The sequence below is a fragment of the Agromyces sp. LHK192 genome (assembly GCF_004006235.1).
Lineage (GTDB): Bacteria > Actinomycetota > Actinomycetes > Actinomycetales > Microbacteriaceae > Agromyces.
This window is the reverse complement of record NZ_CP034753.1, coordinates 757,264-780,584: the sequence shown is the minus strand read 5'-3', so window position 1 is coordinate 780,584 and position 23,321 is coordinate 757,264. Positions and strand designations below refer to the sequence as shown.

Here is a 23,321-nt window from a genome sequence, read left to right as displayed (position 1 = left end):
CCGACATGGCCCCATCCACCGTCGAGCCGCACATCAGGTGCGTCGACCTCGTCCGGATCTTCAGCGCCGACGGCGTCGAGGTGCAGGCCCTGCAGGGGCTGAACCTGCGCGTCGAACCCGGCGAGATGGTCGCGGTCGTCGGCGCCTCGGGCTCCGGCAAGTCGACGCTGCTCAGCATCCTCTCCGGACTCGACACCCCGACCGCCGGAGCCGCGACCGTCGCCGGCCACGACCTGCTCGCGATGGGAGCACGCGAACGCGTGGCGTACCGGCGGCGGACGGTCGGCTTCGTCTGGCAGCAGACGTCGCGCAACCTGCTCCCCTACCTCACCGCCGCCGAGAACGTGGCGCTCGCGATCGACGTCGCCCGCACCGCCCGCGGCGACGCGCGGGGCGGACGCGTCGCCGAGGTGCTCGACCTCCTGGGCGTCGCCGAGCTCGCCGACCGGCGTCCGGCCGAGCTGTCGGGCGGCCAGCAGCAGCGGGTGGCCATCGCCGTCGCGCTCGCCAACCGGCCGCTCGTGCTGCTCGCCGACGAACCCACCGGTGAGCTCGACGAGACCACGAGCGCCGAGGTGCTCGACGCCATGCGATCGGTGAACGAGGCCCTGGGGGTGACGACGCTCATCGTCACGCACGACCCCACCGTCTCCGGCCACGTCCGACGGACGGTGCAGATCCGCGACGGACGGACCTCCACCGAGGTGCTCCGGTCGACGCACGTCGACGAGCACGGCGAGACCCACGCCGTCGCGGAGGAGTTCGCCGTGCTCGACCGGGTCGGGCGGATGCAGCTGCCCCACGACTTCGTCGAGCAGCTCGCGCTGCGCGACCGGGTGCGACTCGCCCTGGAGGCCGACCACGTCGAGGTCTTCCCCGGCCACGAGCAACGACCGACGAACCGCGGACGCCGGGCCGCCGACGGCGCGACTGGTGCATCCGGCACCACTGACGCGCAGAATGGCGACGCGCAGGATCAGGAGCAGGCCCGATGAGCACCCTCCGGGCCGACGACCTGCGGCGCGTCTTCTCCGGCCGCGCGGGCGAGGTGCACGCGCTCGAGGGCGTGTCGCTCGAAGCCGCTCCCGGTGAACTCGTGGTCGTCACCGGTCCGTCGGGGGCCGGCAAGACGACCCTCCTGAACGTGCTCGCGGGCCTCGATCGCCCGACGAGCGGGACCGTCCGCCTCGGCGACCTCGAACTCTCGAGGCTCTCCGAGGACGAACTCGCCGCGGTCCGGCGCGACCGCCTCGGCATTGTGTTCCAGTCCTTCGGGCTCGTGCCGATCCTCTCCGCCGCCGAGAACGTCGAGGTGCCGTTGCGGCTCCAGCGAGTGGCACCGGGCGAACGCGATGCCCGCGTCGCCGAGGCGCTGGCGCTCGTCGGGCTCGCCGACCACGCGGAGCAGCGCCCCTACGAGCTCTCGGGCGGTCAGCAGCAGCGCGTCGGCATCGCCCGCGCGCTCGCGGTGCGCCCCGAGCTGCTGCTCGCCGACGAGCCGACCGGCCAGCTCGACAGCGCGACCGCGGCGACCGTGATGGACCTCATCGTCGAGCTCGTGCACGCTCGTCAGGTCGCAGCGGTGGTGACGACGCACGATCCCGCGTTCGCCGCACGGGCCGACCGGGTCGTCGAACTGCACGACGGGAGGGTCCGCGCCTCGGCGTGACGGTCGCCCGCGCTGCGGGCCGTGCCCGCGCTGCGGGCCGTGCGCACGGACGGCGGAGTCGCCGACCCTGCCGTCACTCCTGCACCAGCTCCGCCGCGCGGCGCAGGCCCGGCTCCTCGTCGCGCGCCCACCGCTCGACGATGTGCCGCGCGCGCTCGGCGTCGGCATCCGTGAGCCGTTCGAGGAGCGGCCGCACGACGTCGACAGCGAGCGGATCGACCAGCTCGTCGACCCGCGCCGAGCGGATGAACCCCTCGATCCGGGTGAGGTCGTTGCCGACGAGCGAAGGCACCCATCGCTGCAGCAGGACGATCGCGGCCAGCCGACGCTCGTAGACGGGTCGCGCCCACAGTTCGGACGCCAGCGCCGTGACCTCGTCGTGGGTGAGGTCGCGGTGGCGCCGCCCGGCGTCGCGCACCGTGCCTCGCACTGCGCCGACGGATGCCCCGTAGAAGCGCAGCCCGCCGCCGATGCGCTCTTCGTCGGCCCAGGCGCGGGTCTCCGTGCCCTCCATCCGGAGGGTGCGGTCGATGAACTCGGCCGCCGGCGAGGTCACGTCAGTTCGGCCAGCAGGTAGAGGCCGAACACGCAATAGGCGATCCAGGACGCGGTCGTGAGGATCGTGCTCGCGAGGATCAACCGCCACGCGCCGGCCCGCTCACGGATCGCGCGGCGCTCGGCCTGCACGACGGTCGTCGAATAGATCGACGGCGCGTTGACCACGATCGCGAAGCCACCGCCCACCACGCCGACCACGCCGGAGTACAGGTACGTCGAGCCCGGCAACGCGAACTCCGGTTCACCCGCGATCGTCGTCGCCGCGACGATCGCCGTGACCGCGAGGGTCACGAGCATCGCGATCGCGGTGACGAGGGATGCACGCTGACGGAACAGCGCGAATCCCGAGGCGCGATCGCAGCGGTCCGACTCCCCCACCCGGGTGCTCGCGGCGCGCCTCGCCGTGACCTCCCGCGCCACGATCGCGACGAACGTGTACGGGATCGCGACCCAGGCCGCCGCGATGCCGAGGTACAGGGTCGCGAAGATCGCCGGGCTCAGGCCGAAGACCAGGAAGCCGACGGCGAGCGCCGCCAGCGTGATCACGATCGACGCGACCATGCCGGGACGGCGTCGGCCGGATGCCTCGGGCACGGTGGCGTCGGGCACGGTGGTGTCCGGCGCGATGTCGTCCGGCGCGGTCGCCGTCGAGTCGGTCGGCGGTGCTTCGATCGGTGCCCCTTCCGACGGCGTCGCCTCGGTCGGCCGGGTCTGGTCTGCGCTCATGCGTCGAGTCTCGCAGCACCGCGCACCGCCGGCGCACGCGAGCCGGTTCAGCCGGATCAGCTCACCGGAGCCGCGAGGTCGACGGCCTCGCCGTCGGGCAGCCAGCGGATCCGGTCGCGCACCTCCGCCGGTGCGGCCCGGGCGGCGGCGCGCATGCCGTCCTCTCCGTCGCGGAAGTGTGACCAGCCGTCGTAGTGGGCGGGGACCGCGACCCTGGGCTCCAGCAGGCCGATGAGTTCCACCGCCTCGGCACCGGTCATCGTGTAGCGGATCGGCCCGGTGGCGCCGAATCGCACGCCGCCGGCGTTGACGACGGCGACGTCGACGTCCAGCCCGCCGGCGAAGGTCCGCAGTTCCCGTGTGAGCACGGTGTCGCCGGTCACCCACAGGTCGTCAGGCGACGACGCACGCTCCACCGACTCGGCCGCGCCCTGACGCACCAGGAACCCGATGACGTCGCCGACGATCGGCCGGCTCAGCGGGGGCCCGTGCCGCGCCGGCGTCGCGGTCACCTCCAGCGACGGCTTCCCGGGCGCGTCCAGCACGGTCGACTCGCCGGGACGGAGGCCGCGGACGTTCGGCAGGCCGAGGCGCCGCTCGCCGCTCGCCGTCGTGACGACGAACCCCGCCTCCGGTAGCAGGGCCCTGCCGGCGTCGTCGAGGTTGTCGGCGTGGTGGTCATGGCTGACCAGCACGACGTCGATCGGACCGAGCCGGTCGGGCTCGATCGCCGGTGCGCGGGTCTTCACGCTCGAGGTGCCGAGCGCGAACGCGTAGCGGCGACCGGGCTGGTCGAACGTCGGGTCGACGAGGATCCGCCAACCGCCGAGTTCGACCAGCACGGTCGGTCCGCCGACGCGGGTGATGCGCATGGCCGGAGGTCGTCAGCCGGTGACGGCCGGCCGGGTGCTCGTCGCGTGCGACAGCGCCCAGTCGAGGGCGTAGTCGGCGACCTCCTCCCAGCCGTCCTGGCTCACGATGCGGTGGGTGCGGCCGGGGAATTCGATCCGTTCGACGTGGGAGGGACCGGTCGCGTACCGCTCGAGCGTGGCCTTCTGGATGGCCGGCGGCGCGACGTGGTCGATCTCGCCGGAGATCAGGAGCAGCGGTGCCCGGTCGGGCTTGTGGAAGTCGACCCGCGTGATCCCGCTCTTCGGCCGCGGCAGCGACAGCACGCCCTCGAAGAACACCCGGTTCACGGAGTTCACGGCGCTCCGCTCCCATTCGACGTCGGATGCCTCGCGCGTGAGGTCGTTGCCGAACGTGTAGTGGAAGTGGCGCTTGCTGAACGCGTTCGCCTTGCCCTTCCGGAACGGGTTCGACAGGATCGGCAGGCCGGTCCGCAGGGTCGAGAACGGGAGCGTCAGGATCCCCGCCGGCTGCCCCGGCTCGACGCCCACCCCCGCGACCCCCAGGCCGCGATCGAGCAGCATCTGGATGAAGATCCCGCCGAACGAGTGGCCCATGATGATCGGCGGCTCGGGCAGCGCCCGGATGATCCGGTCGTAGGAGTCGACGATCTCGATGATCGAACGATTCTCGAGAGCGCTCGGGTCGCGGCGGACGTCCTGCGGCGTACGGTCGTCGATCCCGGGCCAGCCGGGCACGATGACCTCGTGGCCGCGGGCTCGGAACCGCTCGGCCCAGGTGTCCCAGCTCGAGGGGGTCATCCACAGGCCGTGGACGAGCACGATCGGGGGGCGGTGGATGTCGTCGGGTGCATCGGTCATGATCTGGTCTCCGAATCGTGTGGTCGGTGTCGTGGGGTCAGCGTTCGATGAAGGCGAGGAGGTCGGCGTGGAGTCGTTCGCGGTCGGTGTCGGGGATGCCGTGCGGGCGCCCCTCGTAGACCAGGAGCTCGGCGCCCGCGATGCCGGCGGCGGAGAGCCTGCCGCTGATCTCGAACGGGACGATCTGGTCGTCGTCGCCGTGGATCACGAGGGTCGGCACGTCCACCTTCGCGAGGTCGGGCCGGAAGTCGGTCGCCGAGAAGGCGGCGATGCACTCGTAGGCGTTGCGCGTGCCCGAGGCGAGGCCCTGCAGCCAGAACGCGTCGCGCGTGCCCTGCGGCACGTCACCGGCTCGGTTGTTGCCGAAGAACGGTCCGTCGGCGAGGTCCCGGTACAACTGCGACCGGTTGGCCGCCTCGCCGGCCCGGATGCCGTCGAACACGTCGATCGGGAGCCCGTGCGGGTTGTCGTCGGTCTTCAGCATCAGCGGCGGGACCGCCGAGACGAGGACCAGCTTCGCGACGCGCTCCGAACCGTGCCGGGCGACGTAGTGGAGGACCTCGCCGCCACCGGTCGAGTGGCCCACCAGGGTCAGGTCCCGGAGGTCGAGATGGTCGATGAGGCACGCGAGGTCGTCGGCGTACGTGTCCATCTCGTTGCCGGTCCACGTCTGCGTGGACTTGCCGTGGCCGCGCCGGTCGTGCGCGATCGCCCGATGCCCGTGTTCGGCGAGGAACAGCGCGGCTGCCTCCCACGCGTCGGAGTTCAACGGCCAGCCGTGGCTGAGCAGCACCGGGGAGCCGTCGCCGCCCCAGTCCTTGTAGAAGATCTCCGCTCCGTCGTCCGCGGTCACGTACGGCATGGCGCCCTCCCTCGTCGGTTTGCGCCATCGTCTCGGAACCTGGCCGCGACGCGCACCACGTGAACCACGTAGTCCGTCGCGGCTCACCCGCGAATTCGGGCTGAGAGCGCTCTTCCGTCCGCTGCCGCGCCCTCGATACGCTGCATCCATCGACGAGCCGCAGGGGTTGCTGGGACGGCGCATGGAGACCGACCGCCTCCGTGCGCTCTTCGCCGGCGTGCGGAATCGGGTCGGCGGAGCCGTGCTGGTCTCGGGCGACCCCGGGATCGGCAAGACGACCCTCGTGGATCGGGTCCTGGGCGAGCAGACCGGGCTCCGGGTGCTCCGCATCCAGGGCGTCGAGGTCGAATCGACCGTCGCGTACGGCGTCCTCCAACGCCTCGGACGTCCGCTGATCGCGTACGTCGACGAGCTGCCCGAGGCGCAGCGGACGGCGCTGCGCATCGCGGCGGGCGTGGCCGACGGTCCCCCACCGCAGCCGGCGCTCGTCGGCCTCGGCTTCCTCTCGCTGCTCGCTCGTGCCGGCACGGCCGAACCCACCGTGTGCGTCGTCGACGACGCGCACCACGCGGACTCGGAGTCCCTGCTCGCGCTCGGGTTCGTCGCCCGCCGCCTCTCCGCCGAGCGAGCCGGCGTGGTGCTCGCCGCTCGAACCGACGAAGCCGTCGAGAGCGCGCTGGCCGGTGTTCCCCGACTCGAACTGGGCGGGCTGGACCCGGAGTCCGGTTCGGCGCTGCTGCGCGGGGCGGTCCGGGGAGTCCTGGACCACACCGTCGCGGCAGACTACGTCGCCTACACGGCCGGGAACCCGCTCGCCCTGCGCGAGCTGGCCGTCGAGTGGTCCGCCGAGGAGCTGACGTCCACCGCGATCGCGCACTCGCCCGTCCCCATCGGCCGCCGTCTCGAGCAGATCTACGCTCGTCGCCTGCGCGAGCTGCCCGAACCCAGCCGAAGGTGGCTCACGGTCGCGGCCGCCGAATCCGGCGGCGACCTCGCAGCCGTCAACGCGGCCGCCGACGTGCTGGGCATCCCATCGGATGCCTCCGGCGACGCCGAGCGAATCGACTTCGTCACCGTCCGCGACACGATCCGCTTCCGGCATCCGCTGATCCGCTCGGCGGTGTACGCCGCCGCGACCGACCCGGATCGACGGCGGGTGCACCGCGCCCTCGGCGACCACGCGAGATCGCACGATCGGCCCGAGATCGCCGCCTATCACGCGGCTGCCGCCGTCGACCACCCCGACGATGACGTGGCCGCGGAGCTCGCCACCGCGGCCGACATCGCGGGCGCCCGCGGCGGCATGCTCTCGCGCGCGCACCTGCTCGCTCGGGCCGCCGCGCTCGCCACGACGGTCGGCGACCGCAGCGAACGCTCCGTCGGAGCCGCCGAGGCCGCCCTCAGCGCGGGCGCCGCACGACTCGCACTGCACCTGCTCGCCCGGGCGGACGAGTCGACCCTGAACGACCTCGGTCGCGGTCGGAAGCTCATCGTCGAGGCGATGTCCGGCCTGTTCCTGTCGGACCCGACCGGCCTTCGCGGCGGGTTGGCCAAGCTCATCGCCGCAGCGGACCTGGTCGGCGAGCTGGCTCCGGACCTCGCGCGCCAGACCCTGCTCCTCGCGCTCAACTCGGCCACGGTCACCGAGGACCAGTCGATCGGCGCGGACGTGCGGGAGCTCGCGGTGCGGATGCGCGCCGTGTCCGACGGGCCGGACCTCACGGCGACGATCCTGCGCGCCGTCAGCGCGTTCGTCCTCGACGACTACCGGGTCGCCGCCCCGTTGCTCCGCGAAGCGGTCGACGCGCTCCTGGAGACGACCGGCGACGAGCCAGCCGGACTGGCGTTCTTCGTCACCATCCCGTGCGTCGCACTGTGGGATTGGGAGGCGGCGGCGGAACTGCTTCGACGCGCTGCCCGGAACAGCCGCGCCGCGGGCGCGCTTCGCGACGTCGACGCGTGCCTGTGGATCCTCAGTGCGATCGAGATGAGCAGGATCAATCCGAACGCGGCCGCCGCATACCTCGAGCAATCCGCGGAGCTCCGTCGCGCGCTCGGCGTCGTCGACGAGCAGGCCGTGAACGCCGGCCTGCTCGCCTGGCAGGGCGCCTCCGCTGAGACGGTGGAGCAGATCACCCATGCGATCCACGAAGGCGGATGGGGCGGCATCTCGCGGATGGCCACGGGGGCCATCGCGATCAACGAGATCGCGGCCGGGGCGTACGGAGCCGCGTTCGAGCGGCTCTCGCCCCTCGTCCGACACCCCTTCCTGCAGGCGAGCTTCCATCACCTCCCCGAGTACGTCGAGGCCGCCGTGCGCAGCGGGAATCCGGCGCCGGCGCACTGGGCGCTCGACCGACTGGAGTTCTACGCGGACGCGAACGGATCGACGATCGCGCGCGGGCTCCGCGACCGATCCCGTGCGCTCCTCGCCGACGACGACCACGCCGAGCACCACTTCCTCGCCTCGGTCGCGGCGCTCACCGGAGCCCACCTCGGGGACGGCGCACGCACGCGCCTGCTCTACGGCGAGTGGCTGCGCCGGGTGAGGCGACGAGCCGACGCGCGGGTGCAGTTGCAACTCGCCCTCGACGTGTTCACCGACTTCGGCGCGGTCCTGTTCGCCGCACGCGCCGCGCGTGAGCTCCACGCGGCGGGCGCCGATGTCGTCGGCGACGGCGCAGTACCAGACGTCCTGACCAGTCAGGAGCGCGAGGTCGCTCTGCTCGCCGCACGGGGCGCGACCAACAGCGAGATCGCCGCGTCGATGTTCATCAGCACGAACACCGTCGACTACCACCTCCGCAAGGTGTTCCGGAAGCTCCGGATCAACTCGCGCCGCCAGCTGGCCGACCGGTTCGCCGTCACCCGGCCTTCGCGCCCTGCGCCGTGACCAGGTCGGGCGGGGTGAGCGTGTGCGACGTCGACGCGGCCGCCGCGGCGTACTCGAACTCGGTGGGCTTGCGCACCACGCGGCGCGCGACGAGGAGTGCCAGCGCGATGCCGACGACGCACCAGATGCCCATCGCGATCGACGACCACGAGAAGGCGTCCGCGAGGGCGGCGCCCTGCTCCGCGCCGCCGGCGACGGCGTTCGCGCTCACGGACCCGTAGACCGACGCGACGATGGCCGTCATCACGGCGGCGCCGACGTACCGTGCCATGTTCGAGATACCGGATGCCGCGCCGACCTCGCGCGGTTCGACGCACGCGGTCGAGATCGACGAGCAGGGCCCGTTCTGCAGGCTCATCCCGGCGGCGACGCCGATGAGCGGTAGCACGAACATCGCGTACGTCCACGACTCCTGCACGAACGCGAGTGCGGCGAACGCGACCGACATGATCACGAACCCGACGGCGATCGTGGTGCGCGCGCCGATCTTCCCGACGATCGGCGTGATCAGCGGCGAGAGCACGACCGCGATCGCTGCGACCGGCAGGGTCGCGAGTCCGGCCTGGAAGGCGTCCATGCCGAGCGTCGACGGATCCTGGAAGTACAGGCTGACGACGTACATGATCGCGTTCACCGTGCCGGAGCCGAGCAGGATCGACAGCGTGGCGCCGACCAGGATCGAGTTGCGCAGCAGCCCGAGGTCGAGCAGCGGAGCCTTCACGCGGCGTTCCACGAGCACGAATCCGATGGTCGCGAGCACCGTCACGGCGAGGCATCCGATCGTCGGCAGCGACGTCCACCCCCACGCGCTGCCGTTGGTCAGCGCGAAGATCAGCGGAGCGAGGATCGCGGCGATGAGCAGCGTGCCGGCGATGTCGATCGACCGGGGCCGGGTGGGATCATTCGACTCCTGGACGGCCGCGAGCGTCACCGGCACGCAGGCGACCGCGATCGCCGCGTCGATCCAGAACAGCCCCTGCCAGCCGAGCGTCGACGCGAGCAGTCCGCCGAGCAGCGGCCCGGCTGCGGCCCCGACGGCGGATGCCGCTCCCCACAGGGTGACGGCCCGCATCTGCGCCTTGCCGGTGCTCGACGCGGAGAGCAGGCTCATGCCGCACGCGAGGATCGTCGCTCCGGCGGCGCCCTGGATGCAGCGCCCGGCGATCACCCCGAGGCCCTCCTGCGAGAGCGCGATGAGCACGCACGACGCGATGAACAGCAGCAGGCCGCCGAGGAAGATGCGGCGGCGGCCGAACACGTCGCCCAGCGAGCCCGACGTCACGATCACCGCGGCGCCGACGAGGGAGTACCCGGTGACCGCCCACTGCAGCGTGTCGGTCGAGGTGCCGGTGTCCTCCGAGATCGCCGGGATCAGGATCGACACCGCCGACGTGTTGGCGTTCACCACCAGCGCCGAGACGGATGTCGCGATGAGCGCACCGCGCGCGTAGCGGGCGGTCGCCGTCGTCGTCGTTTCCCCCATGGGGCATTCGTACCACCGGCGAGCCGGGCGGGGCCAGACCCGAATCGTGTCGCGCCCACGGTTCCCGGCGCGCGTGGTGAGGCGGCGTCCACCCTCCACCGGTGGACGCCGCCTCGATCGTGGGACGGATGCCTACTTCAGCGTGAACGGCACCGTCGTCTGGTTCCCGGCCACATCGAATACGACCAGCGTGTTCGCACCCTTGACCGCACCGAACACGCCCGGCTTGACGAAGTTCACATCCGACCACGCATTGTCGGACAGGTCCTTCACGACCCCGTTGATCGTGACCTTGTCGATCTTCTTCGCGTCGTACAGCTTGAAGCTGACCAGGTCGTACCCCGCGGAAGCCGAACCCACCGTGAACGACGAACCGTCCTTCACCGTCACCGTCGGCGCCGTCGCGTCCACCGTGACCGCGAACGTCGAGGTCTTCGAGATGTTCCCGGCCAGGTCCTGCGCGTTGTACTTGATCGTGTACTCACCCGACGGCAGGTTCACCGTCGCCTCGTGCGAACCCGACAGGGCACCGTTCTGCGCGGTCTGCGTGCTCTTGACCAACGTCGACCCCTGATAGATGTTCGCCACGATCCGCGCCAGACCACCACCATCCGAGGCATCCACCTTCAGCCCGATCGCCTGCGACGGACCAGCCGACGTCGGCGCTGCCAACGACACCTCAGGACGCGTCTTATCCGCCGTCACGGTCACCACGGCGCGCTGGTAGTGCTTCAGCGCAGGGGTTCCGTCGTCCTGCACCTCGAGGATGACGTGGATCGTCGAGCCGACCGGTGCGTCGGCCGGCACGGTGAACGTCGCCTGCGCCGAGTCGGCGCCGTCGATCGCGATCGCTCCGGCGTACGTGTCGGCTTCGGCGTACTGGTACCACCGGTAGGAGACGGCGTCGCCGTCGGGGTCGACGGCTTCGGCGTTCAGCGTCACCGGGGCGCCCACCTGCGCCTCGAGGTCGACCCCATCAGCGAGCGAGACCTCGGGCGCGTGGTTCGCGCCGTCGAAGGTCGGCGTGACCGACCACTGCATGCGTGCGGCGAAGTCGAGCTGGAAGTCCTCGAACCAACGGCCCGCCGAGTAGTCGTTGCGCGGGGCACCGTTGTAGAGGTCCGTGACCCCGCGGTTGCGCCACTGGTAGGGGTCCGCCGGGTTCAGGGCCTGACGTCCACCCCATCCGCCGTACGTCGGGTCCTCCCAGTTGCGGAGTCCGTTGTCGATGAGCAACGCGAAGTTCGAGGAGTCGCCCTCCGAGATCCACGCGTCCTTGGGCTGCGGCGGAGTCCACACGCCGTAGCCCATGGCGCGGAGCTCATCGGCCGTGTAGCCGCTGAGGCCGAAGTAGTCCTCGTCGTCGAAGCCGGCGGCCATCTGCTTGCCGTCGCCCCACACTCGGTACGACTCGCCGATCGGGCCGACATCCGACACGTTCGCCCGAGTCCACTCGGGCGAGAGGTACTTCTGCCACTCCGGCAGCGCCGAGCCGCGCGCGCCGTACCCCCAGATGCTCGTCGCGACCTCGCGGTGTTCGAGGTCGGGCCAGTTCGGTCGGATGTAGTCGCGGAACGTCGTGTCCTGCTGGCCGAAGCTCGTCAGCACGACCTTCTGCGTGATCTTGTCGTGGATCGCGTCCCACTCAGGGGTGCCCTGGTATTCATCCTGGATGGACTTGAGCGCCCGGGCGATGGTGTTCGGACCGCCCCAGGCCTGCAGGAACACCTGCCCGGGCTCGTCGTCCAGGAGGATCTGCTTGATGAAGTCCGAGCCCTCGGTGTCCTCGGCCATCTCGCCGACGTTCTTCACGTTGCCCCACTTGATCAGCGAGCGGAGGTGGTCGGGCGTCGGATAGGTCGAGTCGTGCGCGACGAGGTTCGGGTACACCTGCTCGTACGCATTGACGGCCTCGTCGATGTGGAAGACGCTGCTCGGGTCGGGCCAGCGGAACGGTGCGATGCCTGCCTCCGGGTCGCCCTCGTAGTGGTGCTGGCTGGCCGAGTAGACGAGACCGGCGATGTCGAGGTCGTTGCTGTACAGCAGCATCCTCAGCATCGAGTTGAGGTCGTCGAGTTCGGGGTCGGTGGTGATGACCGTGCGCGGCGTCGCGACGCGATCCTGATCGTCGGCGACGGTCGCGGCACCGAAGGCCGACGCGGGCGCCGCCTGCGCGGGCGCGGCGACGAGCGGCGCGGCCAGGCACGCGACGCCGACGGCGACCAGACCGGTGCGGATCCATCGACGCCGCATACGGCGTTCCGGGGTGTTTTCGAGGGCCACGTTGCTCCTTCAGAACTGATTCCGACGGCCGCCCCGAACGAGACGACCCTGTCCCTGCATGTCCAGTCGCTTGCGACTCGACATATTCGAGGCTAGGCATCCGCTCGCGAGATCGTCAAGATCCATGCATTGGTGACTAAACATGCACGCCGCCGTCGGCGGGTGTACTGTGCTCACGACACCGGATGACGAAGACCCGTCGGCACACCGGGTCCCGTGCCGACGAAAGGAGCCGTCCACCGTGATCGCTGACGACCCCACTCCCGTGAGCCGTATCCCCCTGGAGCGGATGTCGCTGCTGGCGAAGGTCGCCCGCATGTACCACGAGCAGGGCATGCGCCAGCCCGAGATCGCCGAACGACTCCACGTGTCGCAGTCCCGGGTGTCGCGGTTGCTCAAGGAGGCGCAGACCCTCGGCGTGGTCCGCACCGTGGTCATCGCCCCACCCGGCGTCTACGCCGAACTCGAAGACGGCGTGCGCGACCGGTACGGACTCAGCGACGTGATCGTCGCCTCCGTCGACTCCGACGACGAGCTCAGCCTGCTCAACGCCCTCGGGAGCGCGGGCGCCGGGTACCTCGAGACCTCGCTCACGGGAGCCGACCGGGTCGGCATCTCCTCGTGGTCGGCCACGCTGCTCGCGACCGTCGACTCGATGGTGCCGCGCACGACCCGCCTGGCCACCGAGATCGTGCAGGTCATCGGCGGCGTCGGCAACCCGAGCGCTCAGGTCAAGGCCACCCACCTCGCCGACCGGCTGGCCCGGGTCACGGGCGGCGCCCCGCACTACCTGCCGGCGCCCGGGGTCGTCAGCACCAGGACCGCGCGTGACGCGCTCATGTCCGACATGAACATCCGCGGACTCCAGGATTCGTGGGAACAGCTGACGATCGTGCTCGCGGGCATCGGCAGCCTGCAGCCGTCGCCCCTGCTGCGCGACTCCGGCAACGCGCTGCCCGACGCCGACCTCGACGACCTTCGGGCGCGATCGGCGGTCGGCGACGTCTGCCTGCGATTCTTCGACGCCGACGGCGTCGCCATCGACAGCGAACTCGACGAGCGCGTCGTCGGCATCCCGCGCGACGTGCTGCTGGCCGTGCCGCGGCGGGTCGGCATCGCGGGAGGCGCACGCAAGCACGAGGCGATCCGCGCCGCATGCCGCGGCGGCTGGATCAACACGCTCATCACCGACGAGCGTACGGCTCGGGCCCTCCTCGAGGACTGACCTCCGTCGACGCCAGCCACCGCGCGACGCCCGCGTCGGTGACCAGCACGGAGATCCATCCGCCCCGGAGCGACGCCGCGATCGCGAGCCGCTTCTCGTCGCCGCCGGCGATGCCGACCCGCCGCGGCACGGCCCGCAGCACGTCGCCCCCGATGCCGAGCACGCGCTCGGACAGGCCGGTGACGACCTCGGCGCCGTCCTCGTCGAAGTAGCGCAGCGAGATATCGCCGACCGCACCGGCGCCGAGCAGCGCCGCACGGTCATCGGCGGGCACCGCGTTGCCAGACGCGCGGATCAGGGCCGACGGCGTCAGCGAGCCCACGCCGAGCAGCACTGTGTCGAGCCGATCCCACTCGCGAGCCGCCGCGGCGACCTGGTCGTCGTGCAGCAACGCGCGCCGAACGCGTGGCGACGCGGTCAGTCCCGGCGCGGTGAGGAACACCGGCCGAGCGCCGACGAGGCGGGCGAGCCGGTCCGTGAGCTGCGTCGCATAGACCTGCACGGACGGCACGCCCATGCCGCCGAGGATCTGCACGACCGTGGCCGCAGGCCTCGGCGACGGCCGCGTGATCTCCCCGACCACCGCCAGCAGGGTCGACGACCACGACGAGATCCCGATGCGCTCACGCGCGCCGATGGTCGTCTCGAGGTACGCGGCCCCAGCTCGGGCGATCGCGGCGGAGACCGCACGCTGATCGCCCGAGGCATCCGCGACGATCACATCGGCGAGCCCGAACTTGGCACGCACCGCCTCCTCGAGGTCGGTGTGCACGCCCCGGGGCTGCACGACGATCGTCCTGACGAAGCCCTGCTCGGTCGCTGCCGTCAGCATGCGCGAGACCTGCGACTGCGACAGGCCGAGTCGCGAGGCGATCTCGGCCTGTCGCAGTCCCCCCTCGTGGTAGAGCCGGGCGACCTTCAGGATCAGCAGTCGGCGGTCGTGGCCGCTCCCCCGAGCCGGCCCCGTGCCGACCGCCATGTTCCGATCCGATCCGTGGGCATCCGGCTCAGTACGAGCTGAAGAGGGCCTTCTGCACGAGCTTCATCGCGCCCATCGCGTCGTGGTTCGCCTGCGCCTCGCGCACGCCCTCGACGTCGAGCTTGCCCAGGGCCCGCTCGATCGCCTTGAGGAAGTCGATCGCGGTGTTCGCCGCCTCGACGCTGTCCTCGCGGAACGGGAACTGGTCGAGCTGCCACACGCCGTGCCAGTCGTTCTTCTCGAGCGTGTAGAAGAACTCGAACAGCTCGATCGGGTGCACGGTGCCGGCGACCATGTCGTCGTCCCACGAGCGCAGGTTGTCGTTGACGTCCATGCCGAACAGGCGACCGTAGTCGATCGCGAGCTGCGCCGAGTCGGCCGGCGACTCGCCGCCGAAGAGGGCATGGCCGAAGTCCAGCAGGATCCCGACGTTCGGCAGGCCGATCTTCTCGATGCCGAGGAGCGTCCGCGACACCGAGTCGAAACTCATGTGCACGCGCGGCTCGCGCGGCTTGTACTCGATGACGAACTTGAGGTCGGGGTTCTCCGCGGCGAGCTGGCCGACGCCGTCGAGCGACGCCTTCCACAGGGCGCCGTGGTCGACCTGGAACGGGTAGTCCCAGCCGTCCTGGCCCGGCCAGAGCTTGACGTAGTCCGCGCCGAAGTAGCGCACGACGTCGGCCGCGTCGGTGATCAGCTCGTGCGCGAGCCGGCGCACACCGGGGTCCGGGTTGGTGAACGAGCCCTTGGCGAAGACGCGGGTGTAGATCTCGGGCGTGATGCCGATGACGCCGAGGCCGTTGCGGTCGAGCGCCTCCTTCACCTGCTCGTTCGTGAAGTCGCCGCCCCAGAACGGCCAATTCAGGTCGACGACCGACAGGTCGCGCACCTGACCGGCGAGGTCGATGCCGTCGAGGATCGTGAGCGGGTCGCCGTAGCCGTCGGTGGCGTAGCGATCGACGTAGGTCGCGAAGTGCCAGATGCCGGCGCCGTAGCGCTGCTGCCGGTCGGTCATGGGATGTCCTTTCGAGGGGATGGTTCGTGCGACGGTGGGCGGCCGGTCCGGCCGCCCACCGCGATCTCCCGCGCCGGGCGGGAGGGTGGATCACTCGAGCGCGAACAGCGTGTACGACTCGGCGTTCGCCGCGTTGATCACGATGCAGTCGATCGACTGCTTCTCGTCCTCGCCGGTGTCACCGCCGTTGATGAAGGCGTCGGCCTGCTGCACCGCGAGCTGCGAGATCAGCACGGCGGGCTGGAGGCCGGTGGCGAGGAGCTTGCCCTCCTTGATCGCCTCGACCGCGTCGGGGCTGCCGTCGAAGCCGGCGATGACCACCTTGCCGGTGAGGCCGGCGGCCTCGACCGCGGCGACCGCGCCGAGCGCCATCGTGTCGTTGCCCGCGATGATGCCCTGGATGTCGGGGTCGCGCTGCAGCAGCGTCTCGATCTTCGTGAACGCCTCGTCCTGGCTCCAGTTGGCGGTCTCCTTGGCGACCGACACGAGGTTCGGGTACTGCGAGATCACGCTCGCGAACGCCTCGGAGCGCACGCCCGCGTTCGTGTCGGACTCCTTGCCGGTCAGCTCGATGTACTTGCCGCCGTTGGGCAGCGCGGCGACCCACTCCTCGGCGACGGCCGCGGCGCCCTGGGCGTTGTTCGCCACGATCTGCGCCTTGGCGATGCCGGTCTCGTTGATCTCGCGGTCGATGAGGAAGACGGGGATGCCGGCATCCGTCGCCTTTTGCACCGGACCGATCGACGCGTCGGCGCCGGCGTTGTCGAGCACGATCGCCTTGGCGCCGTTGCTGATGGCCGCGTCGATCAGCTCGCTCTGCTTGTTCGGGTCGTCGTCGTGCGACGACACCGACGTCTCGTAGCCGAGGTTCTCGGCCTCGGCCTGCGCGGCGTCGGCCTCGGCCTTGAAGAACGGGTTGTCGTGCGAGGGGGTGATGATCGCGATCGTGCCTGCGCCCTCGCTGCCGCCCTCGGTGCTCTCGCCGCCGTCGCCGCTGTTCGAGGCGCAGCCCACCAGGGCCAACGCGGTGAGCGTGGCCGCAGCAGCTGCGATGATCCTGCGTCGCATGTCTCGTACCTTTCGATTGGGATGGTGCTCTTGGTGCTCGCCCGCCCGGTCGGCCGGGGAGTTCTCCTGCGATCAGGTGCCCGCCGGGGCATCCTGTCGCGAAGCCTGTTTGTTCGCGGCGGCCAGCGCCGCGTTCTTCGAGCGCTTGATGCGCTGCTGTGCCTGGTCGAGCATCACCGCGAGGATGATGACCGCGCCCTTGATGGCGATCTGCCAGAACGTCGAGACGCCGAGCAGCACGAGGCCGTCGCTGAGGAAGCCGATGACGAACGCACCGATCAGCACGCCGCGCACGTTGCCCCGGCCGCCGGTGAGCGCCGCGCCGCCGATCACGACCGCGGCGATCGCGTTGAGCTCGAACGTCTCGCCGAGCTGTGGGGCCGCGCTCGTGAGCTCGGACGAGATGATCAGGCCGACCATCGCGGCGCAGAAGCCGCTGATCATGTAGACCCGCATCTTCACTTTCTTGACGGGCACGCCCGACAGCTCGGCCGCCCGCTCGTTGCCGCCGGTCGCGTAGACCCAGCGGCCGAAGGGCGTCTTGCGCAGCACGAAGGCCGCGACGAGCGCGAAGACCACCATGATCCAGATCGCCGTCGGGATGCCGAGGATGCGTCCGCCGCCGAGCTGCAGGAACCCCTGGTTGCCGAGCTCCTCGGTGCCGGCGAGCCTCGGATAGGTCGTGCCGTTCGAGATCAGCAGCGCCGCACCTCTGGCGACGTACAACATGCCCAGTGTCGCGATGAAGGGTGCGACGTTGAACTTCGTGACGAGGACGCCGTTGATGAGGCCGACGAGGGTGCCGACCGCGAGCGCTGCGAGCACGACGACCCACACCTGCGGGTAGACGACGATGTCGAAGAGGTCGAGCTGCCAACCCTGCAGCAGGGTACCGGCGACGACGCCGGACAGCCCCACGATCGAGCCGACCGAGAGGTCGATGCCGCCCTTAAGGATCACGAACAGCATGCCGAGCGCGAGGATCGCGTTGTAGGCGACGTGCTTGGTCATCGTGACGAGGTTGTTCCAGGTGAGGAACGAGTCGGACAGCAGCGCGAAGATGATGACGAGCACGATGAGCGCGATGAATGCGCGCCCCTCGAGCAGCAGTCCCCAGACGTCGACGTCCTTGAACCGGCGCTTCGGCTCCTTGGGCGGCTGCGTCGCCGCCGGTGCGGCCGGTTCGGTGGTGATGGCGTTCATGCGTGTGCACTCCCAGTGAGTTCTTCTTCGGTCGCTTCGCCGGAGGCGATCATGAGGTCTTCGCGGGTGGTCTGCTTCGGGTCGAACTCCCGCACGATGCGGCCCTTCGACATCACGACGACGCGGTTGGAGACCTGGAGCGCCTCGCTGACCTCCGAGGTCGCGAAGAGCACCGCCAGTCCGCGTCGGGCTTCGCGGGCCATGAGCGAGAAGATCTCGGCCTTGGCGCCGACGTCGATGCCCCGCGACGGCTCGTCGAGCAGGATCACGTCGGGTTCGGTCATGAGGACCTTCCCGATCACGACCTTCTGCTGGTTGCCGCCGGAGAGCGACGTGATGGATGCCTTCTGCCCCGCGGTCTTCACACGCACGTCGACGATCTCCTTCTCGATCGCGTCGCGCTCGCGCCGGCCGCGGATCCAGAAGCCGCGCACGTAGTCGAGCAGGCTCGCCAGCGAGCTGTTCTCGCCGACCGACATGGTCTGCACGAGGCCGTCGCGCTGCCGGTCCTCGGGTACGAGGGCGAGCCCCATGCGGATCCGCTCGCCGATGGACTCCCGACGCAGCTCGCGGCCCTCGACCGACACCGTTCCGCGCTGGATCGGCGTGCGGCCGGCGAGCGCCTCGAGCAGCTCGGTGCGGCCGGCGCCCATCAGGCCGTACAGGCAGACGATCTCGCCCTTGCGCACGTCGAGGTCGATGCCGTCGACGGCGAGGCGCGCGGGGTTCGTCGGGTCGGCCACGGTCACCGATCGCAGCGACAGCGCGACCTCGCCGAACTCGTCGAGCAGGTCGGGCGCCAGGTCGTCGGCAGACCGGCCGACCATGTTGGAGATCACCCAGTTGATATCGATCTCGGCACGCTCGCCCTTCGCGACGAGCTCGCCGTCGCGGAAGACCACGGCGTGGTCGGCGATCTCGAGCGCCTCCTCGAGGTGGTGCGAGATGTACACGATCGCGACGCCGTCGGCGGTGAGTTCGCGGATCAGCGAGAACAGCACCTCGACCTCGCTGCCCGACAGTGCCGACGTCGGCTCGTCCATGATGAGCACGCGCGCCTCGCCGGCGAGCGCCCGGGCGATCTCGACGACCTGCTGCTGGCCGAGCCGCAGGTCGCCGACCGGCGTGCGCGGGTCGAGCTCCTCCTCGAGCCGGGCCATGAGCTCGCGGGTCTTCGCGTTCTCGGAGCGGTCGTCGACCACGAACCCGCCGCGCACGAGCTCGCGGCCCATGTAGATGTTGTCGCGGATGTTCAGGTTCGGGCAGAGGCTGAGCTCCTGGTGGATGATCGCGATGCCGCGGCGGGCGGCGTCGACGGTGTCCTGGAGGCGGACCTCCTCGCCGTCGAGCTCGAGGGTGCCGCTCGTGGGCGTCTCGACGCCGGAGAGGATCTTCATGAGCGTCGACTTGCCCGCGCCGTTCTCGCCGAACAGCACGGTGACCGTGCCGCTGCGGATCTCGAAGTCGACGCCCTTCAGGGCTCGGGTCGCACCGTAGACCTTGGTGATGTCGCGGGCGCGCATCACGACACGATCTCGCGGGGCGTCGACGGGGATGCTCATGGCTGCACCTCGAACACGACCGGCACGACGGAGACGAGCGCCGGGTTCACCCGGGTGAAGGCCCCGACGACGTGCACCGTCTTGCCTTCGAGCGATGCGGGGTCGACGTCGGCGAGCACCCCGTCGCGGACGAGATTGTTGAGCTCGGTCGCCACCTCCTGGAACTCGAGCTGGTTGGTGAATTCGTTGAACGAGACCGTGCCGGTGACGTCGCGGACGGCGGTGCCGTTGATGGCCGGCCCGATCTGCACCTGCACGACCACGTCGCTCGGCACTCCCTCGACGGTGACCGGGAGGATCGACCCGTTGGGTGCCCCGGCGACGCCGGTGAACTCGACCGGGAAGCTGTACGAGCTGCCCGCGCCGGGGGTGTTGCCGAATTCGGCCTCGTCGGCGCCGCCCTGCAGGTCGGTGAGGAGCGTGGCGAGGTCCACCGACTCCTCCTCGATCTGGGGCGCGATCTCGGATTCGAACCGCTCGTCGGCGTAGGCCGCCGGGTCGAAGGTCTGCCCGCTCGCGGCGGCCTCGGCGTCTTCGATGCTGATGAACTTGGTGCTCATCACCGCTGCGACGGCGACGACGACGAGCCCGACCGTCCAGATCATCCACGGGCGGATCGGCGAACGTTTCGTCGACGGTCGGGTCATGTGTGCTGCTCCCTTGCAGAGGTCGGGGGTGGGTCTGAGGTCAGGTGTGCTGCGGTATCGAGGCGCGGATGCCGCGAGATCTGGCGATCGCGTCGAGCCAGCTGCGCCGGCGTGCGGTCGCCGCATCGGCGGCCATTCGAGGTTCGAAGCCCGTGCGGGTCCCGCCGAGGTCGCCGAGGTCGGCTGCCGTCCACGTTCCGGCGCCCATCCCCGCGAGCATGCCGGCACCGATCGCCGACAGTTCGGGGGCGTCGCTGCGCACGAGTCGGCGCTGGCTGAAGTCGGCCTGGAGCTGCATCAGCCAGGCGTTCGCCGTCGGGCCGCCGTCGACGAACACCCGTCGGATGCCTCCGGGAAGGTCGGCGTCGACGGCGGAGAGCACGTCTTCGATCTGGAGGGCGATCGAGTCGACGGCGGCGCGAGCGAGCGAGGCCCGGTCGGTGCCGAGGCTCAGGCCGCTGATGATCGCCTGGGCGTGCTCGTCCCACCACGGTGCGGCGAGGCCGGCGAACGCCGGGACGAGTTCGAGGCCGTGGTCGGGATTCGCCTCCTCGGCGAGCGCGGTCAGTTCGCCGGGCGAGATCGCGAAGAGGTTCGACAGCCAGACCAGGGTCGCGCCGGTCGAGAGGATGTTGCCCTCGAACGCGTACCGCACGGTGCCGTCGTGCCAGGCGAGGGTGCGGACGAGGCCGGCCGGCGTGGCGGCATCCGAGAGGCCCATGATCGAGGAACCGGTGCCGTAGGTGACCTTGACGTCTCCCGCGGCGACGCCGCCGTCGCCGATGCCGTGCGCGAAGAGCGCGGCGTGCGAGTCGGCGAGCACGGCGTTGAACCGGCGGTCGCCGGGGCCTGCCGCACGGATCGGCCCGGTCGGCTCGTTCGAGGGGGCGATCCGCGGCAGCGCGCGACGCGGCACCCGGAAGAGGTCGCAGAGCTCGTCGCTCCAGTCGACATCGTCGAGCGACATCAGCTGGGTCCGGCTGGCGTTGCCGGCCTCGATGCGGTGCTCGCCGGTGGCTCGGAACACCAGCCACGAGTCGACCGTGCCGAGCGCGATCTCGCCGCGACCGCTTCGCGCACGATCGGGGTCGACCTCGTCGAGCAGCCACTCGAACTTGAGCGCCGAGAACATGGGGTCGATCGGGAGCCCGGTGATGCGGCGGACGACGTCGTCGTGCCCCTCGTCGATGAGTTCCTGGGCCCGCTCGCGGGTGCGCCGGTCCTGCCACCCGAGGATCGGCCCGAGCGGCTCCCCGGTGGTTCGGTCCCAGATCACGGCCGACTCGCGCTGGGTCGAGAGTCCGAGCGCCTGGACGGCACCCGCACTGTCGCCGAGCGCACGGGTGATCCGAGCGAGCGCGGTGTCGACGCTGTCGGCGATCCGGGTCGCGTCCTGCTCGACCCAGCCGGGCCGAGGGTGGGACTGGCCGATCGACACCGCGGCGGTCGCGACGACGCGACCTCGGCCGTCGAGCGCGACGGCCTTGGTCGAGCTCGTGCCCTGGTCGACGGCCACGACCGTCGCGGTGTCGGATCGGGTGGTCGGTTCAGGCATCGGCGAGGGCGTCCCGTGCGGCGCTGACGAGGTCGAGCGAGGTGAGCCCGAAATACTCGAGCAGGAAGTCGTTGCTGCCGGTCGGCGCGAACTCGTCGATGCCGAGCAGTCGCAGCGGCACCCGGTCGGGTGCGCGCAACTGACCGACGACGGATGCCACCGCGGCTCCGAGTCCGCCCGACCGGTTCGCCTCCTCGGCGACGACGATCGCGCGCGTCTCGCGCGCCGCCGCGATGACGGCGTCGACGTCGAGCGGGGCGATGTATGCGGCGTTGAGCACGCGGGCCGACACGCCGTCGGAGGAGAGCGCACGGGCGGCGTCCACGGCGCGCGACACGAGGGTGCCGGTGGCGATGAGCGTGACATCCGACCCGTCGGCGAGCCGGTCGAATCGGCCGCGCTCGAGCGTCGCGCCCTCGGCCGACACGTCGGGCACCTTGTGGCGGCCCACCCGGATGAACGTCGGGCGCGGGTGCTCGGCGGCCTGACGCACGGCCGCGCGGGTCTGCGCGCGGTCGGCCGGGACGATGATGTCGAGTCCCGGCAGGGCGCGCAGCCAGCTGAGGTCCTCGATCGAGTGGTGCGTCGGGCCGAGTTCGCCGTAGGCCATGCCCGGGCTCATGCCGCACAGGATCACCGGGTGCTGGCTGTACGCCACGTCGGCCTTGACCTGTTCGAGCGAGCGCCCGGTGAGGAACGGGCTGGCGGCGCAGACGAACGGGATCATGCCGGCGCTCGCGAGTCCGGCGCCGACGCCGACGAGGTTCTGCTCGGCGATGCCGACGTTGATCAGCCGGTCGGGGAACCGCTCGCGGAACCCGACGAGGTTGCTCGAACCGACGGAGTCGTTGCAGACCGCGACGATGCGCTCGTCCTGCTCGGCGAGGGAGATGAGCTCCTCGGCGAACGCGACGCGATTGTCGTACACCGCGGCGTCGGTGGTGATGACGGTGCTCATGCCAGTTCCTCCAGCGCCAGTTCGACCTGTTCCTTGGTCGGCACCTTGTGGTGCCACTCGACGCGGTCCTCGATGAACGAGACGCCCTTGCCCTTGATGGTGTTCGCGATGATCGCGACCGGTCGGCCGCTGGTCGAGGGCGCGAGCGCCTCGATGAGCTGGGCGTAGTCGTGGCCGTCGATGATACGCAGTTCGTATCCGAAGGCGAGGAGCTTCTCGTCGAGCGGGTCGAGCCCGTTCGTCTCCTCGGTGCGAGCACCCTGCTGGAGGCGATTGCGGTCGACGATGGCGGTGAGGTTGTCGAGCTTGTAGTGGGCGGCCGACATGAGCGCCTCCCAGTTGCTACCCTCCTGCATCTCGCCGTCGCCCATGACCGCGAAGATGCGCGCGTCGGAACCGCGGAGCTTCGCGGCGAGCGCCTGGCCGACGGCGACGGGCAGGCCGTGCCCCAGCGGCCCGGTGTTCGTCTCGACGCCCGGCACCTTGTTGCGGTTCGGGTGGCCGTTCAGCGCCGACAGCGGCGCCATGAAGGTGCTGAGCTCGGCGGCCGGGAAGTATCCCGACAGCGCGAGCGCCGAGTACAGGGCGGCGGCGCAGTGGCCCTTGCTCATGATGAATCGGTCGCGATCGAGGGCGGTCGGGTCCGACGGGTCGATGCGGAGGGTGTGGAAGTAGAGCACCGTCAGGATGTCGCTCACCGACAGGTCGCCGCCGATGTGGCCCTGACGTGCGGCGTCGATGGTGCGAACGACCGAGCGGCGGATGGCACGGGCCTGCTCGGCGAGGAGATCCGGTGCGGCGTCGGGGTTCGACTCGATGCGCGCCCGGATGTCGCGCCAGGCCTGGACCTGGGAGACGTCGGTGTCTAGCATTGCATACCTATTCAGTAGTGATTGAAGCCTGTC

Annotated in this window: 20 protein-coding genes; 4 read left to right on the top strand and 16 right to left on the bottom strand. The window is 70.7% G+C overall.

The annotated features are described in order from the left end of the window. Positions 1-5: 5 nt before the first annotated feature. Positions 6-995 carry an ABC transporter ATP-binding protein gene (locus tag ELQ40_RS03475; RefSeq protein WP_127792426.1) on the top strand — a complete coding sequence of 330 codons (990 nt, stop codon included), beginning with the start codon at positions 6-8 and terminating at the stop codon, positions 993-995. Then, positions 992-1,669 carry an ABC transporter ATP-binding protein gene (locus ELQ40_RS03470; protein WP_127792425.1) on the top strand — a complete coding sequence of 226 codons (678 nt, stop codon included), beginning with the start codon at positions 992-994 and terminating at the stop codon, positions 1,667-1,669. Before ELQ40_RS03475 ends, ELQ40_RS03470 begins: the two co-directional genes overlap by 4 nt. Before the next feature lie 73 nt (positions 1,670-1,742). On the opposite strand, the gene ELQ40_RS03465 is transcribed toward ELQ40_RS03470, so the two are convergent. The 5 genes from ELQ40_RS03465 to ELQ40_RS03445 are packed head-to-tail and all read right to left on the bottom strand — an operon-like array spanning position 1,743 to position 5,545. Then, positions 1,743-2,225, bottom strand: a complete 483-nt coding sequence (locus ELQ40_RS03465; protein ID WP_240665924.1) for a DNA alkylation repair protein — start codon at positions 2,223-2,225, stop codon at positions 1,743-1,745. Further along, complete coding sequence (locus ELQ40_RS03460) at positions 2,222-2,953, bottom strand: hypothetical protein (RefSeq protein ID WP_127792424.1); 732 nt, start codon at positions 2,951-2,953, stop codon at positions 2,222-2,224. The genes ELQ40_RS03465 and ELQ40_RS03460 overlap by 4 nt, the downstream gene beginning before the upstream one ends. Before the next feature lie 56 nt (positions 2,954-3,009). After that, positions 3,010-3,825, bottom strand: a complete 816-nt coding sequence (locus ELQ40_RS03455; RefSeq protein ID WP_127792423.1) for an MBL fold metallo-hydrolase — start codon at positions 3,823-3,825, stop codon at positions 3,010-3,012. A 12-nt stretch (positions 3,826-3,837) separates the two neighbouring features. After that, entirely contained in the window at positions 3,838-4,683 is an 846-nt protein-coding gene (locus tag ELQ40_RS03450; RefSeq protein WP_127792422.1) for an alpha/beta hydrolase, read from the bottom strand. Positions 4,684-4,720: 37 nt separating this feature from the next. Further along, positions 4,721-5,545, bottom strand: a complete 825-nt coding sequence (locus ELQ40_RS03445; protein ID WP_127792421.1) for an alpha/beta fold hydrolase — start codon at positions 5,543-5,545, stop codon at positions 4,721-4,723. Here ELQ40_RS03445 and ELQ40_RS03440 point away from each other — a divergent pair. Beyond that, complete coding sequence (locus ELQ40_RS03440; RefSeq protein WP_127792420.1) at positions 5,544-8,438, top strand: AAA family ATPase; 2,895 nt, start codon at positions 5,544-5,546, stop codon at positions 8,436-8,438. The two genes, ELQ40_RS03445 and ELQ40_RS03440, sit on opposite strands and share 2 nt — an antisense overlap. Here the strand turns inward: ELQ40_RS03440 and ELQ40_RS03435 are convergent. After that, positions 8,410-9,921 (bottom strand): MFS transporter, encoded by a 1,512-nt coding sequence (locus tag ELQ40_RS03435; RefSeq protein ID WP_127792419.1) that lies wholly within the window; start codon positions 9,919-9,921, stop codon positions 8,410-8,412. The two genes, ELQ40_RS03440 and ELQ40_RS03435, sit on opposite strands and share 29 nt — an antisense overlap. Positions 9,922-10,053: 132 nt before the next feature. Further along, entirely contained in the window at positions 10,054-12,204 is a 2,151-nt protein-coding gene (locus ELQ40_RS03430; protein ID WP_240665923.1) for a nucleoside hydrolase-like domain-containing protein, read from the bottom strand. Positions 12,205-12,445: 241 nt separating this feature from the next. Here ELQ40_RS03430 and ELQ40_RS03425 point away from each other — a divergent pair, with 241 nt between their 5' ends. Next, positions 12,446-13,429: a sugar-binding transcriptional regulator gene (locus ELQ40_RS03425; protein ID WP_240665922.1), complete on the top strand. Its 984-nt coding sequence runs from the start codon at positions 12,446-12,448 to the stop codon at positions 13,427-13,429. Here the strand turns inward: ELQ40_RS03425 and ELQ40_RS03420 are convergent. The 9 genes from ELQ40_RS03420 to ELQ40_RS03380 all read right to left on the bottom strand — a co-directional run bounded on the left by ELQ40_RS03420 (position 13,389) and on the right by ELQ40_RS03380 (position 23,288). Next, positions 13,389-14,408 (bottom strand): sugar-binding transcriptional regulator, encoded by a 1,020-nt coding sequence (locus ELQ40_RS03420; protein WP_127792418.1) that lies wholly within the window; start codon positions 14,406-14,408, stop codon positions 13,389-13,391. The genes ELQ40_RS03425 and ELQ40_RS03420 overlap by 41 nt on opposite strands. A gap of 28 nt (positions 14,409-14,436) precedes the next feature. Further along, positions 14,437-15,423, bottom strand: coding sequence for a sugar phosphate isomerase/epimerase (locus ELQ40_RS03415; RefSeq protein ID WP_127792417.1), 987 nt, complete (start codon positions 15,421-15,423; stop codon positions 14,437-14,439). 90 nt (positions 15,424-15,513) lie between these two features. Beyond that, positions 15,514-16,491, bottom strand: a complete 978-nt coding sequence (locus ELQ40_RS03410; protein ID WP_127792416.1) for a D-ribose ABC transporter substrate-binding protein — start codon at positions 16,489-16,491, stop codon at positions 15,514-15,516. A gap of 72 nt (positions 16,492-16,563) precedes the next feature. After that, positions 16,564-17,694 carry an ABC transporter permease gene (locus tag ELQ40_RS03405; protein WP_127792415.1) on the bottom strand — a complete coding sequence of 377 codons (1,131 nt, stop codon included), beginning with the start codon at positions 17,692-17,694 and terminating at the stop codon, positions 16,564-16,566. After that, positions 17,691-19,256 carry a sugar ABC transporter ATP-binding protein gene (locus ELQ40_RS03400; RefSeq protein ID WP_127792413.1) on the bottom strand — a complete coding sequence of 522 codons (1,566 nt, stop codon included), beginning with the start codon at positions 19,254-19,256 and terminating at the stop codon, positions 17,691-17,693. Before ELQ40_RS03400 ends, ELQ40_RS03405 begins: the two co-directional genes overlap by 4 nt. Beyond that, a complete protein-coding gene (locus ELQ40_RS03395) occupies positions 19,253-19,903 on the bottom strand; it encodes a DUF2291 family protein (protein WP_164863459.1) in 651 nt (216 codons plus the stop codon). The genes ELQ40_RS03400 and ELQ40_RS03395 overlap by 4 nt, the downstream gene beginning before the upstream one ends. A 40-nt stretch (positions 19,904-19,943) precedes the next feature. Further along, the gene (locus tag ELQ40_RS03390; RefSeq protein WP_127792411.1) at positions 19,944-21,458 is read right to left on the bottom strand and encodes an FGGY family carbohydrate kinase; all 1,515 of its coding nucleotides are present in this window, start codon (positions 21,456-21,458) and stop codon (positions 19,944-19,946) included. Beyond that, entirely contained in the window at positions 21,451-22,416 is a 966-nt protein-coding gene (locus tag ELQ40_RS03385; protein ID WP_127792410.1) for a transketolase family protein, read from the bottom strand. The genes ELQ40_RS03390 and ELQ40_RS03385 overlap by 8 nt, the downstream gene beginning before the upstream one ends. Next, positions 22,413-23,288, bottom strand: coding sequence for a transketolase (locus ELQ40_RS03380; protein WP_127792409.1), 876 nt, complete (start codon positions 23,286-23,288; stop codon positions 22,413-22,415). The genes ELQ40_RS03385 and ELQ40_RS03380 overlap by 4 nt, the downstream gene beginning before the upstream one ends. Positions 23,289-23,321 lie beyond the last annotated feature (33 nt).

Excerpts from the sequence above, each read along its gene's own strand:
- ELQ40_RS03475 (WP_127792426.1), top strand. The coding sequence starts at position 6 with ATGGCCCCATCCACCGTCGAGCCGCACATCAGGTGCGTCGACCTCGTC.
- ELQ40_RS03470 (WP_127792425.1), top strand. The coding sequence starts at position 992 with ATGAGCACCCTCCGGGCCGACGACCTGCGGCGCGTCTTCTCCGGCCGC.
- ELQ40_RS03460 (WP_127792424.1), bottom strand. The coding sequence starts at position 2,953 with ATGAGCGCAGACCAGACCCGGCCGACCGAGGCGACGCCGTCGGAAGGG.
- ELQ40_RS03455 (WP_127792423.1), bottom strand. The coding sequence starts at position 3,825 with ATGCGCATCACCCGCGTCGGCGGACCGACCGTGCTGGTCGAACTCGGC.
- ELQ40_RS03450 (WP_127792422.1), bottom strand. The coding sequence starts at position 4,683 with ATGACCGATGCACCCGACGACATCCACCGCCCCCCGATCGTGCTCGTC.
- ELQ40_RS03440 (WP_127792420.1), top strand. The coding sequence starts at position 5,544 with ATGGCGCCCTCCCTCGTCGGTTTGCGCCATCGTCTCGGAACCTGGCCG.
- ELQ40_RS03445 (WP_127792421.1), bottom strand. The coding sequence starts at position 5,545 with ATGCCGTACGTGACCGCGGACGACGGAGCGGAGATCTTCTACAAGGAC.
- ELQ40_RS03435 (WP_127792419.1), bottom strand. The coding sequence starts at position 9,921 with ATGGGGGAAACGACGACGACGGCGACCGCCCGCTACGCGCGCGGTGCG.
- ELQ40_RS03420 (WP_127792418.1), bottom strand. The coding sequence starts at position 14,408 with ATGGCGGTCGGCACGGGGCCGGCTCGGGGGAGCGGCCACGACCGCCGA.
- ELQ40_RS03415 (WP_127792417.1), bottom strand. The coding sequence starts at position 15,423 with ATGACCGACCGGCAGCAGCGCTACGGCGCCGGCATCTGGCACTTCGCG.
- ELQ40_RS03410 (WP_127792416.1), bottom strand. The coding sequence starts at position 16,491 with ATGCGACGCAGGATCATCGCAGCTGCTGCGGCCACGCTCACCGCGTTG.
- ELQ40_RS03405 (WP_127792415.1), bottom strand. The coding sequence starts at position 17,694 with ATGAACGCCATCACCACCGAACCGGCCGCACCGGCGGCGACGCAGCCG.
- ELQ40_RS03400 (WP_127792413.1), bottom strand. The coding sequence starts at position 19,256 with ATGAGCATCCCCGTCGACGCCCCGCGAGATCGTGTCGTGATGCGCGCC.
- ELQ40_RS03395 (WP_164863459.1), bottom strand. The coding sequence starts at position 19,903 with ATGACCCGACCGTCGACGAAACGTTCGCCGATCCGCCCGTGGATGATC.
- ELQ40_RS03390 (WP_127792411.1), bottom strand. The coding sequence starts at position 21,458 with ATGCCTGAACCGACCACCCGATCCGACACCGCGACGGTCGTGGCCGTC.
- ELQ40_RS03385 (WP_127792410.1), bottom strand. The coding sequence starts at position 22,416 with ATGAGCACCGTCATCACCACCGACGCCGCGGTGTACGACAATCGCGTC.
- ELQ40_RS03380 (WP_127792409.1), bottom strand. The coding sequence starts at position 23,288 with ATGCTAGACACCGACGTCTCCCAGGTCCAGGCCTGGCGCGACATCCGG.